The sequence below is a fragment of the Streptomyces sp. NPDC025806 genome, assembly GCF_055558275.1.
Map to the genome: position 1 here is coordinate 274,971 of NZ_JBVHMU010000011.1, position 12,978 is coordinate 287,948.

Annotated in this window: 15 protein-coding genes; 7 read left to right on the top strand and 8 right to left on the bottom strand. The window is 73.4% G+C overall.

The window, feature by feature from the left end; all coding sequences use genetic code 11:
* Window positions 1-8 precede the first annotated feature (8 nt).
* Window positions 9-482 carry a Rieske (2Fe-2S) protein gene (locus ACZ4E1_RS25845; protein ID WP_467543160.1) on the top strand — a complete coding sequence of 158 codons (474 nt, stop codon included), beginning with the start codon at window positions 9-11 and terminating at the stop codon, window positions 480-482.
* Here the strand turns inward: ACZ4E1_RS25845 and ACZ4E1_RS25850 are convergent.
* A complete protein-coding gene (locus ACZ4E1_RS25850; RefSeq protein ID WP_467543163.1) occupies window positions 469-1,113 on the bottom strand; it encodes a cysteine hydrolase family protein in 645 nt (214 codons plus the stop codon). The two genes, ACZ4E1_RS25845 and ACZ4E1_RS25850, sit on opposite strands and share 14 nt — an antisense overlap.
* Before the next feature lie 131 nt (window positions 1,114-1,244).
* Between ACZ4E1_RS25850 and ACZ4E1_RS25855 the strand changes: the two genes are divergently transcribed.
* On the top strand, window positions 1,245-1,727 hold the full coding sequence (locus ACZ4E1_RS25855; protein ID WP_467543165.1) for a pyridoxamine 5'-phosphate oxidase family protein: 483 nt from the start codon (window positions 1,245-1,247) through the stop codon (window positions 1,725-1,727).
* Window positions 1,728-1,772: 45 nt separating this feature from the next.
* Here ACZ4E1_RS25855 and ACZ4E1_RS25860 read toward each other — a convergent pair whose 3' ends face one another.
* Window positions 1,773-2,687, bottom strand: coding sequence for a LysR substrate-binding domain-containing protein (locus ACZ4E1_RS25860; RefSeq protein WP_467543167.1), 915 nt, complete (start codon window positions 2,685-2,687; stop codon window positions 1,773-1,775).
* Between the two features lie 75 nt (window positions 2,688-2,762).
* Here ACZ4E1_RS25860 and ACZ4E1_RS25865 point away from each other — a divergent pair, with 75 nt between their 5' ends.
* Window positions 2,763-3,716: a DMT family transporter gene (locus tag ACZ4E1_RS25865; protein WP_467543170.1), complete on the top strand. Its 954-nt coding sequence runs from the start codon at window positions 2,763-2,765 to the stop codon at window positions 3,714-3,716.
* Here ACZ4E1_RS25865 and ACZ4E1_RS25870 read toward each other — a convergent pair.
* On the bottom strand, window positions 3,707-5,041 hold the full coding sequence (locus tag ACZ4E1_RS25870) for an aminotransferase class I/II-fold pyridoxal phosphate-dependent enzyme (protein ID WP_467543173.1): 1,335 nt from the start codon (window positions 5,039-5,041) through the stop codon (window positions 3,707-3,709). The genes ACZ4E1_RS25865 and ACZ4E1_RS25870 overlap by 10 nt on opposite strands.
* 37 nt (window positions 5,042-5,078) lie before the next feature.
* On the opposite strand from ACZ4E1_RS25870, the gene ACZ4E1_RS25875 reads away from it, so the two are divergent.
* Window positions 5,079-5,786, top strand: coding sequence for a pyridoxamine 5'-phosphate oxidase family protein (locus ACZ4E1_RS25875; RefSeq protein ID WP_467543176.1), 708 nt, complete (start codon window positions 5,079-5,081; stop codon window positions 5,784-5,786).
* Window positions 5,786-6,418, top strand: coding sequence for an FMN-binding negative transcriptional regulator (locus tag ACZ4E1_RS25880; protein WP_467543179.1), 633 nt, complete (start codon window positions 5,786-5,788; stop codon window positions 6,416-6,418). Before ACZ4E1_RS25875 ends, ACZ4E1_RS25880 begins: the two co-directional genes overlap by 1 nt.
* Window positions 6,419-6,463: 45 nt before the next feature.
* On the opposite strand, the gene ACZ4E1_RS25885 is transcribed toward ACZ4E1_RS25880, so the two are convergent.
* The 4 genes from ACZ4E1_RS25885 to ACZ4E1_RS25900 all read right to left on the bottom strand — a co-directional run bounded on the left by ACZ4E1_RS25885 (window position 6,464) and on the right by ACZ4E1_RS25900 (window position 11,230).
* On the bottom strand, window positions 6,464-7,996 hold the full coding sequence (locus ACZ4E1_RS25885) for an MFS transporter (RefSeq protein WP_467543182.1): 1,533 nt from the start codon (window positions 7,994-7,996) through the stop codon (window positions 6,464-6,466).
* Window positions 7,997-8,278: 282 nt separating this feature from the next.
* Window positions 8,279-9,226, bottom strand: a complete 948-nt coding sequence (locus ACZ4E1_RS25890; RefSeq protein WP_467543263.1) for a DMT family transporter — start codon at window positions 9,224-9,226, stop codon at window positions 8,279-8,281.
* Window positions 9,227-9,595: 369 nt separating this feature from the next.
* Window positions 9,596-10,603 carry an EamA family transporter gene (locus ACZ4E1_RS25895; protein WP_467543185.1) on the bottom strand — a complete coding sequence of 336 codons (1,008 nt, stop codon included), beginning with the start codon at window positions 10,601-10,603 and terminating at the stop codon, window positions 9,596-9,598.
* 81 nt (window positions 10,604-10,684) lie between these two features.
* Window positions 10,685-11,230, bottom strand: coding sequence for a peptidase (locus tag ACZ4E1_RS25900; RefSeq protein WP_467543189.1), 546 nt, complete (start codon window positions 11,228-11,230; stop codon window positions 10,685-10,687).
* Between the two features lie 155 nt (window positions 11,231-11,385).
* On the opposite strand from ACZ4E1_RS25900, the gene ACZ4E1_RS25905 reads away from it, so the two are divergent.
* Both ACZ4E1_RS25905 and ACZ4E1_RS25910 read left to right on the top strand, forming a co-directional pair.
* On the top strand, window positions 11,386-11,574 hold the full coding sequence (locus ACZ4E1_RS25905; protein WP_188340127.1) for a hypothetical protein: 189 nt from the start codon (window positions 11,386-11,388) through the stop codon (window positions 11,572-11,574).
* 121 nt (window positions 11,575-11,695) lie between these two features.
* Window positions 11,696-12,124: a type II toxin-antitoxin system Rv0910 family toxin gene (locus ACZ4E1_RS25910; RefSeq protein WP_467543196.1), complete on the top strand. Its 429-nt coding sequence runs from the start codon at window positions 11,696-11,698 to the stop codon at window positions 12,122-12,124.
* Between the two features lie 115 nt (window positions 12,125-12,239).
* On the opposite strand, the gene ACZ4E1_RS25915 is transcribed toward ACZ4E1_RS25910, so the two are convergent.
* Complete coding sequence (locus ACZ4E1_RS25915; protein WP_467543200.1) at window positions 12,240-12,845, bottom strand: PadR family transcriptional regulator; 606 nt, start codon at window positions 12,843-12,845, stop codon at window positions 12,240-12,242.
* Window positions 12,846-12,978: the final 133 nt, after the last annotated feature.

Genomic DNA, 12,978 nt, shown 5'->3' on the forward strand with positions numbered 1-12,978 from the left:
CCGACAGCATGACCGCTTCGCAGGAGTCCTCCGCACCGCACGGCCCCGCCCCGACCCGCCGCGTCGTCGTCGCGGCGGTGGGCGCCGCCGGGATCGCCGTGGCGCTCAGCGCGTGCGGCGGTTCGGACGGCGGCGCGTCCGAACCGGCGGGCAGCGCCTCGGCTCCCGCCGGGGACGGGGGTGGCGCGTCGGGCGGCCGGAAGCTCGTCCAGGAGAGCGAGGTCCCCGAGGGCGGGGGCAAGATCCTCGCCGACGCCGGGGTCGTGGTGACCCAGCCGAAGAAGGGCGAGTTCAAGGCGTTCACGAACATCTGCACGCACCGGCAGTGTCCGGTGAGCTCGGTCGAGGGCGGCACGATCAACTGCCCGTGCCACGGCAGCAAGTACTCGATCGAGGACGGCAGCGTGCGGCACGGTCCGGCCACCGAGGGGCTCGCCGAGAAGAAGATCACGACGAGCGGCGGTGCCATCAGCCTCGCGTAGGGCGCCGTTTCCAGGCGGTGAGCACGTCCTGGGTCGTGACGACGGTCGCGACCAGGGCGAGCGTGTTGCGGATCATCGCCGGGACGTAGTCCGCGGGGACGCCCGCGACGGCGTCGCTCACCACGACGACCTGGTAGGCGAGGTTCACGGCGTCGAAGACGGCGTTGGGGATCGCCACATTGGCGGAGACGCCGGTGACGACGAGGGTGCGGCAGCCCAGATTGCGCAGCAGCGGGTCGACGTCGGTGCCCGCGATCGGGGAGAGACCGTGCAGCCGGCGTACGACGAGGTCCTCGTCGGCGACCTCGATCGGCGGGGCCACCCGCACCGCCTTCGTGCCAGTGAGCTGCTGCACGGGCAGTCGCTCGGCGGCGCGGAAGAGCCGCCCGTTGCGGTTGGCCCCCCGGCCGTCGGGGCGCCGCTCGGCGATGGCATGCATGACCTGCGCGCCGCTCTCGTGCGCGGCGGCGACGAGCAGGGCCACCCGGTCGAGCGCGCCCGAGGACCGGGCCTGTTCGGCGAGTTCGGGCAGGGCGCTGTCCGGTCCGACCACACCCTGCTGGCACTCCACGGTGAGCAGCACCGTCGTGGGCGGGGCGAGCAGTTCGGCGAGTTCCTCGTGCGACGGCATGCGCGACCCCCTGTGGTCCGGTCGGTGTCCGGCGGCAGACCCTAGCCACCATTGCGCGACGGCGGAAGACCCAGCATGCTGCCTTTCTGACGCATCGTCAGTCACACTGACCCGCCTTCGAGGGAGCGCACATGGCCGTCACACAGCGCCGGGGCCGCCGGATCATGATGACCGCCGAGGAACGGGACGCGTTCCTCACCGAGCAGCGCACCTGCCGGGTGGCGACCGTGTCCGCGGACGGCACCCCGCACGTCAGCCCGCTGTGGTTCGTGTGGGACGGGACCTCGCTGTGGCTGTACTCGCTCGACCGCAGCAAGCGCTGGGCGGACCTGCGGGCCGACGGCCGGGTGGCCGTGGTGGTCGACGCGGGCGAGGAGTACGGGGAGCTGCACGGCGTGGAGCTGTCGGGCCGGATCGCGTTCGTCGGGGAGTCCCCGCGCACGGGCGAGCCGTGCCCCGAACTCGACGCGCCGGAGCGGCTGTTCGCGCGCAAGAACTTCGGCCTGTCCGAGATGGTGCACGACGGGCGGCACGCCTGGGCGCGCCTCACCCCGGACAAGATCGCTTCCTGGGACTTCCGCAAGCTCCCCGGGATGCCCTCGTCGGCCGGCTAGGGCGTGCCGGGCGCCGCGGGGCAGGCGGGACGTTCGACACACGCCCTAGGGCACCGTCCGCCCGAGATCGGCGCCCGCCTTCTGCAGAGCCTCGACGGCCGCGCGGATCGACGGCCGCCGGTCCGCGTCCGCCCGCCAGACCACGTAGACATGGCGCCGCACCTGCTGGCGCACCGGGACCGTGACGACCCCTTCGGGCATCGGGTCGCGGCCGAGGAGCGGGGCGACGCAGACGCCGAGACCCGCGGCGACGAGGCCGAGCTGGGTGTGGGTCTCGGCGGCGCGATGGCCGACCTGCGGCTCGATGCCCCGGGCGCGCAGGGTGAACAGCAGCCACTCGTGGCAGAACTCGCCCTCGCCCCAGGTGATCCACTCGTCGTCGGCGAAGTCCTCCAGGCCGACCTCGGTGCGGCCCGCGAGCGGGTGCCCGGCGTGCATGGCGATGTCGGCGGGGTCGTCGAGGATGCTCGCCTTGACCAGGCCGTCGGGCATCGGCATCGGCTTGTTGTACCAGTCGAGGACGACGGCGAGGTCGAGGTCGCCGCGCACCACTCCGGCGACGCCGCCCTCGGGCTCCAGCTCCTGGGAGCGCAGGCGCAGTTGGGGATGCTCGGCGCGCAGGGCGGACAGGGCGGCGGGGAACAGCCCGCGGGCCGCCGTCGGGAACGCGGCGATGCGCAGCTCCCCCGCGACCTGACCGCGCTGCGCCTCCAGGTCGGACTGGGCGAGCTCGACCTGGGAGAGGATGCGCGCGGCGTGCTCGGACAGCAGCCGGCCCGCGTCGGTGAGCCGGACGCCGCGCCCGTGCTTGGCGAGGAGCTGCTGGCCGACCTCGCGCTCCAGCTTGGTCATCTGCTGCGAGACGGCGGACGTCGTGACGTGCAGGGCGTCGGCGGCGCCGCTCACCGAGCCGTGCCGGGCGAGCGCGTCGAGGACGCGTAGGCGCTCCAGGTTCAACATGTAAGCGATGCTAAGCGATATCGCGCAAGAATTCTCGCTTGTGCTACGAGGACGGGGCGCGCGAAGCTTGCCTCCATGAGCATCGCGACCCCGCGCCGGAGCGTTCCGGACACCACCTCGACGACCGCGCCCGCACCCGGTCCGTCCCGCGCCCTCGACTGGCGCCTGCGCTTCGGCGCACTCTCCCTCATCTGGGGCTTCAGCTTCCTGCTCATCAAGGTGGGCACGGACGGGTACGCGCCGTTCCAGGTGACGCTCGGCCGGCTCGTGTTCGGCACGCTGGTGCTCGTGGCGGCGATGGCGGTGAAGCGGGAGCGGCTGCCGCGCGGCGCCCGCACCTGGGGGCATCTGACGGTGGCGGCGTTCCTCCTGAACGCACTGCCGTTCTCGTTGTTCGCGTTCGCCGAGCAGACGATCCCGTCGACGCTGGCGGGGATCTGCAACGCGACGTCGCCACTGTGGGGCATGGTGCTCTCCCTGGTCGCGCTCTCCGAGGACCGGCCGACGCGGCGCCGGGTCGCGGGTCTAGGCCTCGGCTTCCTCGGCGTCCTGACCGTGCTCGGCGTGTGGCAGGGCTTCCACGGCCTGGACCTGACGGGCACGGCGATGGCCCTGCTCGCGTCGCTCAGCTACCCGATCGGCTGGATCTACGTCCGGCGTACGCTGGCCGCGTCAGGCCACTCCCACCTGTCGATGACCGGCGCCCAGCTGCTCGTCGCCACCGTCCAACTGGCCGTGGTGACCCCGCTGTTCACGTCCTGGCCGTCCCGTTTCTCGCTGGTCCCGCTGCTCGCGATCGTGGCGCTCGGCGCGCTCGGCACGGGCCTCGCGGTGCTCATCCAGTACGGCCTGGTCGCCGAGGTGGGCCCGACGACGGCGCAGATGGTCACGTACTTCATCCCCGTCATCGCCACCGCCGCCGGTGTCGCGGTGCTGGGCGAGACGCTGCGCTGGTCGACACCGGTCGGCGCGCTGGTCGTGATCGCGGGCGCGGCCCTCACCCAGTCCAGGGGCCGCGCTCAGTCGTAGCGGACCGCGCCGGGGGCCGGGCCGACGGCGGCGGCCACCGCGTCCGCGACCGCGTCGATCTCCTCGACGCGCAGCCCGGAGACGGTGATCCGCACCCCGGGCCCGGCCTTCATCCGGAACCGGGCGCCGGGCGCCACCGCCCACCCCCCGTGCAGCAGCCGGGCGACGACACCGGTCTCGTCCGGAACCGGGACCCACACGTTCATCCCGCTGCGCCCGTGCGCCGCGATCCCCCGCGCGGCGAGCGCGGCGATCAGCGCGTCGCGCCGACGCCCGTACGAGGCCGAGACGGCCCGCGCGTCGACCGCGCCGGCCGCCCACAGCGTGGCGACGGCCCGCTGGGTGATGCGGCTGACCCAGCCGGGCCCGAGGCGCTGCCGCCCGCGCACCCGGTCGACGGTGTCGGGGTCGCCCGTGAGCACGGCGAGCCGCAGGTCGGGCCCGTAGGCCTTGGCGACCGAGCGGACGAAGGCCCAGGGGCGGGCGTCCCCGGCCAGCGGGTGCAGCGGCAGGTCGACGATGCCGTGCCCGTGGTCGTCCTCGATGAGCAGCACGTCCGGGTGGGCGGCGAGGACCTCCCGCAGCTCTTCGGCGCGGGCCACACTCACGGCCGCGCCCGTCGGATTCTGCGCCCGGTCGGTGACGACGAGGGCCCGCGCGCCGCCGCGCAGCGCCCGCGCCACGTCGCCGGGCAGCGGACCGTCGTCGTCCACCCCGACCGGCTCGATGCGCAGTCCGAGCGCGGGCACGAGGTCGAGCATGCTGCCCCAGCCGGGATCCTCGACGGCGACCGCGTCGCCGGGTCTGAGGTGCACCGCGAGCACCCGCTCGATGGCGTCGAGGGAGCCGGACGTGACGACGACCGGCCCGGCCGGCACCCCGTCGGCGTCGAACGCCGCGCGCGCGGCGCGCGCCAGCCCGGGCTCCAGCGACGCGTCCCCGTAGAGCACGGGGTCCTGGTCGGCGGCCTCGGCGGCGGCGGTGAACGCCTCGACGAGCGAGGGCAGCAGGGCCGTGTCCGGATTGCCGCTCGACACGTTCCGCACGCCGTCCGGGACGTCCACGCGGATGCTCTCGCGCGCGGTGGTGGCCGGTTTGGGTCGGACCCTGCTGCCGCGCCGGCCGGCCGTCTCGATGACCCCGCGCTCGCGCAGGGTCCGGTACGCGGCCGCGACCGTATTGGGATTCACCCCGAGCCGCTCCGCCAACTCCCGCATCGGCGGCAGCAGTCGCCCCGGTTCGAGGCTGCCGTCGGCCACCGCCCGCTCGACGCTCGCCGCAATGTCTGCTGCGCGCCGCCCACTGATCGGATACTCTTCTAGCACAAAGAACATTATGCACTAGTGCAATGGAGTTCGCACCATGAGCGTGGCCCCCGAGCAGTCCGCCGTCGCCCCCGCTGCCGAAGACGCCGCCGAGAACACGTACGCGCCGACCGGGCGCACGGTCCCGACGCGTTCCAAGGAGCGCGCCCGCTACGACCACGAGACGGTGCACGCGATACTCGACGAGGCCTATGTGTGCCACCTCGGTTTCGTGCGCGACGGGGCGCCGGTCGTGCTGCCGACGCTCTACGGACGGGTCGGCGACCGGCTCTACGTGCACGGCTCCACGGGGTCGCGTCCGCTGCGGATGGCCGGGCAGCAGGACCCGGGCCTGCCGGTCTGCCTCACGGTGACGCACGTCGACGGCCTGGTCCTGGCCCGCTCCGCCTTCCACCACTCCATCAACTACCGCTCCGTGGTGGTGCACGGCACCGCCCACCAGGTCACCGACTCCGAGGAGAAGCGGCTCGCCCTGGACGCGCTGGTCGACCACGTCGTACCGGGCCGCTCCGCCGACTCGCGCCCGGCGAACGCGAAGGAGCTGGCCGCGACCGCCGTGCTCCGGCTCGACCTGGCCGAGGTCTCCGCGAAGCTGCGCACCGGCGGCCCGAACGACGAGCCGGAGGACCTGGAGCTGCCGTACTGGACGGGCGTCGTCCCGGTGCAGCGGACCCACGGCGCGCTCGTCCCGTCGGACGACCTGGCCGACGGCATCGAGGTCCCGAAGTACCTGCGGGACCTGTGATGCTGATCCACCCCTGGGACGCGGCCCGCGACGAGCGGGAGTGGCAGGACTGGCTGGCCGGACACGACTTCGGCCAGCTCGCGGTCAACGGACCGGACGGCGAACCCCCGTTCGTGCAGCCGCTGCACTTCGCGTACGACGCCGCGCGCGGCGAGGTCCTCGGCCACCTCGCCCGGCCGAACCCGCTGTGGCGCGCCCTGGAGGCGCGCCCCGAGGTACTGCTCAGCGTCGTCGACGACTACGCGTTCGTGCCGGGCCCGTGGCAGGCGCTGCCCGGCGACCCGGCCGAACACGGGACGCCGACCAGCGTCTACGCAGCGGTCCAGCTCCGGTGCACCGCGCACGTCGTCGACGACCCGCACGAGAAGGCGGCGCTGCTCAACCGGCAGGTGGCGCACTTCCAGCCGCCCGGCCTGTCCGCCGAGGCCGCCGCGGGCGAGGCCCCGTACGGGCGGCTGCTGCCGGGCATTCGCGGGCTGCGGCTCGAAGTGACCGGCGTCCGCGCCAAGTTCAAGTACGCGGGCCACAAGCCGGACGAGGTCCAGGACCGGATCGCGGCCGGCCTCGCGGGGCGCGGCGCTCCGGGCGACGCCGCCGCCCTGGCCCAGCAGCGGCGGCGGCGCTCCGCCTGAGCCTCGCCGCCCGCTGCGGTCAGCGGCCCGGCGCGGACCCCGGCGTCACGCGACCACGGTGGCGCCGGGCTCACCGGCCGCCGATCCGGCCCCCGACCGCTCCGGCACCGGGGCCTCGACCTGCCGGATGCGCGCCGGCAGGGCGAGCGCGGCGACGAGGCAGCAGACCGCGGCGCCGGCGGCGATCAGGTACGCGGCCCGGAAGCCGTCGCTGGTGTACAGCACGGCGCCCCGCGTGAGCTCCGGCGAGAGCGGCGCGATGTACGAGTTGTTCAGCACGGTGAAGGCGATCACCGGCAAGGCGGCGGGGAACACGCTCTGGAAAACGCCCGCGATGCTCGCGGTCGAGGCCTGCAACTGCGGCGGCACGGCCTCGATGAGCAGGTTCGGGACCGCCGCGTAGCCGAGGCCCATGCCCAGGCCGACGAGGCACGAGAACAGGATCAGCAGGCAACGGCTGTCGTGCGCGTACGCGGTGAGCGCGCAGCCCAGGCCCGCCGAGACGCCGCCGGCGGCCATCATGAGGCGCGGCCTCGCGTTGCGCCCCACCAGGACGCCGACGAGCACACCGCCGGCGACGGTGCACAGGCCGATCGGCGCCTGGAAGACCGCGGTGCCCTCGGCGTCGACCCCGAAGCCGTAGCCCAGGCCCAGGGCCGCGGGCGTCATGACCAGCATCGGCAGCAGCATCGTGAACAGTCCGCTGACGCCGTACATGAACCCGGCGGCGGTGACGGTGAACGCCACCGAGCGCCGGCGCAGCACCCGGATGTCGATCAGCGGCTCGCGCACCGCGCCGGCGCTGACCAGCCACGCGACGACGAGCACGGCGCCGCCGATCAGGTAGGCCAGGGTCGAGCCGGCGGTCCAGCCCCAGGCCGGGCCGAAGCTGACGCCGACGAGGATGCCCGCGACGCCCGCGCCGAGCAGCAGCGCGCCGACCAGGTCGAGGCGCGAGCGGAGGCGCACCGCGCTCTCCTGCGTGGTCAGCAGGATCATCGCGCCCAGGACGACGAGGGCGACGACCCAGAACCAGAAGATGCTGCGGAAGCCGAAGTCGTCGATCAGCCAGCCCGTGATGAACGGGGCGGGGATCGCGATGACGCCCATGCCGCTGGTCGCGATGCTGACGGCGAGGGGGACGGTCCGGGGCGGGAAGACGTCCCGGATGAGCGAGTAGCTGAGGAACAGACACGGGACGAGCAGTCCGGTGAGCGCGCGCCCGAGGATCATGATCCCGTAGCTGGGCGCGACCGCCGAGACGAGCGACCCGGCGATCGAGATCACGATGCAGCCGACCAGCAGTCTGCGCTTGCCGTGGAGGTCGGCGAGCTTGCCGACCAGCGGCGCGGCCACCGCGCCCACGAGCAGGAACGCGGTGAGCAGCCAGGCGCCCTGCGTGGTGCGGTAGTGCTGGGCGATGGACGGCATGGCCGTCGCGATCATGATGTAGCTGATCGCGAGCATCTCCAGCAGCAGCACGATCGACAGCAGCGACACGATGAGGCGGGGCGTCCATCCTGCGCCGACGGCGCGGTCGGCGCCCGCGGTCGGATCACCCAGAGGGGAGGAGACCATCGTCGGATCCTTTCGGGATGGCCTGAACGGAGATCCGCCGCCGGAGGTCGGGGCCGGGTCCACCCGCCCGTGACCGCCCTACCGCGCCGCCCGGGCCGGAGTGATGGGGAGCCACGTCCACCGGCGGCCGCCGGCGACATGTAGCGGACATCACAGGGCCTCGACGCGGCGCGGCACCACACGGTGTTCCATCCAGCGGGAGCGGGACGGACACCGTTTTTAGGCGCTGTTTAGAAGGTGCAGGTCAGGGCGGTATACCGCGAGTAGCAGAAAACCGGTGGATCAGCCACCTTTCCGGACCGGGGTGCGGGACTCCGCCCGGACCGGCCCGCGGGCCTCCGCCGCCGCGAGGCCGACGACCGCCACCAGCATCACCGCGGTGCCCGCCACCGTCGCGCCCGTCAGCCGCTCGCCGAGCAGGGTCACGGCGATGAGGGCCGCGCCGACCGGTTCGAGCAGCATGATCACGGAGACCGTGGCGGCCCGTACGACGGCCGCGCCCGCGAAGTACAGCCCGTAGGCGAGGGCCGTCGGCACCGACGCGATGTACAGCAGCAGTACGAGCACCTGCCCCGCGTGCCCGGTGTGCGGGACGAGCCCCTCGGCCGCGCCGAACGGCAGCAGCGCGAGGGCCGCCACGGCGAAGGTGCCGACGGTCGTGCCGAGTTGGTCGCCGGCCCGCCCGGACCGGCCGAACCAGCGGGTGAGCAGGGTCATCACGGCGTACCCGGAGGCCGAGGCCAGCGCCCACAGGACACCGGCGGGGCGGACCGCGGCGCCGCCCGAACCGAGGACGAGCACGGCGAGCCCGCACAGCGCGCCGCCCACCGCGAGCACACCGCCCCGGCCGAGCCGCTCCCCCATCGCGACGCGTGCCCCGAGCGCGATGAGCACGGGTCCGGCGCCGAGCGTGACGACGGTGGCGACGGCGAGCCCGGTCGCGGACACCGCCGCGAAGTAGGCGGTCTGGAACACGGCGAGGGCCAGTCCGAGCACAAGGATCCGGACGGCCTTGCGGCCGCGCGGTTCGGGGGTCGTGGCGGCGGTAGCGGGCCTGCGGCGCAGCACCCGTACGACGAGGAGCAGGAGGAGTCCGCCCGCGCACCGCCAGAACGACAGGGCCGAGGGCCCGAGGTCGCTGCGGCGGAACACGAGCGAGGCGGCGGCGCCCGCAGTGCCCCAGGCGAGTCCGGCGACGACCAGGCAGATCAGGCCGCGGGCGACGGACAGGGCGAGTTCAGGAGATGCGGGAGATGCAGGAGATACGGGAGATCCGGAAGATCCGGAGGATGCGAGGGATCGGGCAGCACGGCCCGACACGACGGGCGACACGTGGCACTCCACGGAGAACGGCCCCGAGCGCAGAGGACGCGGGACCAGGGACACGGACCGTCGATCGCGGGCAGCCGTGACCCGCCCGGGAACAGCCGGGCGCGGGATCCGGTGCGGACCGGTCCCGTGGAGAAGTGCGGCTCACTGCCCGCGCAGGGCCCGGGGCGGGCGGATCCGACGGACAGCTCCGTGGATCGACGCCCGCCGGCGGGGCCCTACGCGGCCGGAGGCGGCAGAACGAGTGCGCGTGCGTGCATGATCGCCACCCTAGACGGCGCTCCCCGACCGGGACAACGCCGTTTCCGGCTCGGTGACCTGCGGCGGCTCGGTCGCCGCCGGCTTGGAGGACTGGGCGATGAAGGCGCCGACGAGCACCACGGCCCCGCCGAACAGCTGCGGCCCGGAGAGGTGTTCGCCGAGCATGACCCAGGCGAGCACGGTCGCGATGACCGCTTCCAGGCAGGCCACGACGCCGGCCACCTGCGGGGAGAGGCGCCGTACGGCGACGACGCCGGTGACGTAGGCGACGACGGTGGCGAGCAGGACGATCCAGCAGAGCAGCAGCCAGGCGGGCACCGAGGTGCCGTTCATCGAGGCGTCCCCGGCGAGCAGCGACCAGTCCATGCCCCAGGGGCGGGCGATGACGGTGAGGACCGCGGCGCCGATGAGCAGCCCGTACGCGATGACGCCGAGCGGGTCGGGGGCCTCCTCACCGGCGTCGCTGCCCTGGTCGGACAGGACGAAGTAGCCGACCTGGCAGCAGGCGGCGCCGAGCGCGAGGAGCAGGCCGAGGACGTCGAAGCTGAGCCCGGACCACACCTCGACGACGCAGGCGAGACCACCGACGGCGAGGACGACGCCGAGTGCGGCGGCCCGGGTCACGGGCTTGCGCTGGACGAAGCGGACCCAGCCGAGGACGAGCGCGGGCGCCAGGTACTCGATGAGCAGGGCGACGCCGACGGGGATGCGGGAGATCGCCGCGAAGTAGCAGGCCTGGACGCCCGCGACCGCGAGCAGACCGAACCCGCCGAGCAGCGCGGGGCGCCGGCGCACCAGCGCGCGGTGCCGCCAGGCGACGGGCAGCATGACGAGCGCGGCGCCCGCGACCCGCAGCCACACCACGTGGAGCGGATCGAGACCCGCCTCGATCAGCGGTTTGGCCGCCACCCCCGAACCGCCGAACGCGAGCGCGGAGGCGAGGGCGAGGCCCAGACCGATGCCGCGCGCACTCGTCCCCGGACCGACCTGAGACTCAGTTGACCCATGCACCGGCACATCATGACAGGGACCGTCAGGACCGTCACCCCCGATGACCCCTGTCTCACAGGACGGACGCCGACGAGCTGCGGCGCGGCGTCAGTTCAGCCTCCGGCGCAGCTCCTCGACATCGATGCCGGCCCGGCCGAGCACCTCGACGGCGCGGCTGTCCGGGTCGTCGGTGAGTGCCGCGAGCACGTCGAGGCCGCGGGCCGGGCCGCCGTGCCGGGCGGCGGCGCGCTCGGCGCCGGCGCACATCGCGGCGGTCGCCACCGGGGACCAGCCCGGGAAGCCGCGCACCACCGGCACCGCGCCTGAGTCCTCGACGGAGCCCTGCCAGCGCAGCCCGTAGCCGATGCTGCGCTGGACGAGATAGCCGAGCAGCCGGGCGAGGTGCCCGCCGTCGCCGCAGGCCGCGCGCACCGCGGGGTCGGACTCCAGGAGCGAGTGCAGCAGATGCGCGGTGTCGATCTGCCGGTCGCCGTCGCGCAGCGCACGCCGCCGGGCTCTCGCGACGGCCAGAATCAGCTCGTCGCTGAGCGGGGCGTCCACGGGATCGTCTGCGAGAGCGCCGCACGAGGCGGTGCCGGACGGGGGAGAACTGTGCACGTACCTCACCCCATCAGGCCTGATCCGCCGGAACATCGCCGACGGGAAGCATCTTCGCGTCCGACACAAGGTGGGCACGGCCCGCCCGACCCTCCTCCTCAGGGATGAGATCCGGCCGTTCTCGCCGTACGGGGAGCGCGCCGCCTTGCCGGTGCGCAACCGCTCGCACCAGCGGATCGTCCGTTTCTTGTATGGAGAGCAGGTGCTGGCACGTCGCCCTGCCCGCGGTCGACGGCAGGCAGTACGTGTACCGGGTGTACGCCCCGGACGACGCGCTGCTCGCCGACCTGTTCTGGGACGCCTGGCACTGCCACGACGAGGGTCCGCACCCACGCGCGTACGACCTCTTCGACGCGGCACGGATCGAACGCGTGGGCTGACCGGGACGCTCCCAGAATTTCTGACGGTTCATCAGTATTGAATGTTCGAGGCCACGCGGCTACGTTCCGCGACGACGCGACACCGCAGCCCGTCGGGCTCTCGACTCAAAGGGGTGGCCTCATGGCCGAAGTCAGCGCGGAAGCACGCATCGAGGCGCCCGCCGAGAAGGTGTGGGCACAGCTCACCGACTTCTCCCGGTACGGAGAGTGGAACGCGACGCACACCAGCTTCCCCAAGGGCGGCCCGGCCACGCTCGAGGTCGGCGGGCAGTTCGAGGAGAACATGAAGCTGATGGGCTTCCCGGCCGAGGTCACCTGGACCATCGAGGACCTGGAGGACACCCGCACCCTCGCGATCCGCGGCAAGGGCCCGATGGGCGTGAACGTCGGCACGCGCTACACGCTCACCCCGGACGGGGCGGCGACGACGGTCCGGATCGACGGGGAGTTCACGGGCGCGGCCGTCTCGCTGATGGCGGGCAAGCTCAAGGACTCGGCGACGGCCGCGCTCAACGAGTCACTGCGCAAGCTGAACGGCCTGGTGGTCTGACCCCGCGCGCACCCGGCTCCGTACGGACATGCAACGGATGTGAAGAGGCGCCCGCACCGATGGTGCGGGCGCCTCTTCGACGCTCTGCCGTCCTCCTGCCGGTCCCGCACGGGGATCAGTCCTCGTCGGCGAGGATCAGGTACAGCTTCTTGCGCGCCTCGCTGATCACGGAGATCGCCTTCTCGCGCTGCTCCTTGCTGCCGGTCTTCCAGACCTGGCCGAACGCCTCCATCAGACCGAAGCCGGCCTGCCGGATCTCGTTCATCGCGTCCCAGTCGACGCCGCGGCCCGCTTCCTCCCAAGGCGCGTCGGGCCCCTCCTCGGCGGCGGTGCGCCCGTCGTCGGTGAGCGAGAAGAGCTTCCTGCCGCCCTCGCTCGCGCTGGCGATCAGGCCCTCGTCCTCGAGCAGCTGCAGCGTCGGGTAGACGGAGCCCGGGCTGGGCTTCCACGCGCCGCCGCTGCGCTCGGCGATCTCCTGGATCATCTCGTAGCCGTGCATCGGGCGGTCCTTGAGCAGCGCCAGGATCGAGGCCCGCACGTCACCGCGCCGTGCCCGCCCGCGCGGACCGCCGCCGCGACCTCCGCGTCCGCCCCAGGGGCCGGGACCGAACCCCGGTCCGAACGGGCCGAACGCCCGCCGCCCCTCGAAGCCGCCCCGGCCGTGGTGACCGGGTCCGCAGTGCCCGTGTCCGTGCTCGTGATCATGTCCTTGCGTAGGCATGTCCATCAGTCCTTCCTTGTCCGACATGGCTGTTCGTTATCGTGATCTTCAATCGATCGCGATGTCTCGACGATATATCGGAAGCGATCGGAAGGCAATCCCTTGCTCTTCACCCACGAGCAGCCCCCGGCCG

What these genes read in the sequence shown, in the direction of transcription:
- ACZ4E1_RS25850 (WP_467543163.1), bottom strand. Translation starts at nt 1,113, where the DNA reads ATGCCGTCGCACGAGGAACTCGCCGAACTGCTCGCCCCGCCCACGACG.
- ACZ4E1_RS25880 (WP_467543179.1), top strand. Translation starts at nt 5,786, where the DNA reads ATGCTGATCCACCCCTGGGACGCGGCCCGCGACGAGCGGGAGTGGCAG.
- ACZ4E1_RS25860 (WP_467543167.1), bottom strand. Translation starts at nt 2,687, where the DNA reads ATGTTGAACCTGGAGCGCCTACGCGTCCTCGACGCGCTCGCCCGGCAC.
- ACZ4E1_RS25885 (WP_467543182.1), bottom strand. Translation starts at nt 7,996, where the DNA reads ATGGTCTCCTCCCCTCTGGGTGATCCGACCGCGGGCGCCGACCGCGCC.
- ACZ4E1_RS25900 (WP_467543189.1), bottom strand. Translation starts at nt 11,230, where the DNA reads ATGTTCCGGCGGATCAGGCCTGATGGGGTGAGGTACGTGCACAGTTCT.
- ACZ4E1_RS25845 (WP_467543160.1), top strand. Translation starts at nt 9, where the DNA reads ATGACCGCTTCGCAGGAGTCCTCCGCACCGCACGGCCCCGCCCCGACC.
- ACZ4E1_RS25905 (WP_188340127.1), top strand. Translation starts at nt 11,386, where the DNA reads ATGGAGAGCAGGTGCTGGCACGTCGCCCTGCCCGCGGTCGACGGCAGG.
- ACZ4E1_RS25855 (WP_467543165.1), top strand. Translation starts at nt 1,245, where the DNA reads ATGGCCGTCACACAGCGCCGGGGCCGCCGGATCATGATGACCGCCGAG.
- ACZ4E1_RS25910 (WP_467543196.1), top strand. Translation starts at nt 11,696, where the DNA reads ATGGCCGAAGTCAGCGCGGAAGCACGCATCGAGGCGCCCGCCGAGAAG.
- ACZ4E1_RS25875 (WP_467543176.1), top strand. Translation starts at nt 5,079, where the DNA reads ATGAGCGTGGCCCCCGAGCAGTCCGCCGTCGCCCCCGCTGCCGAAGAC.
- ACZ4E1_RS25915 (WP_467543200.1), bottom strand. Translation starts at nt 12,845, where the DNA reads ATGCCTACGCAAGGACATGATCACGAGCACGGACACGGGCACTGCGGA.
- ACZ4E1_RS25865 (WP_467543170.1), top strand. Translation starts at nt 2,763, where the DNA reads ATGAGCATCGCGACCCCGCGCCGGAGCGTTCCGGACACCACCTCGACG.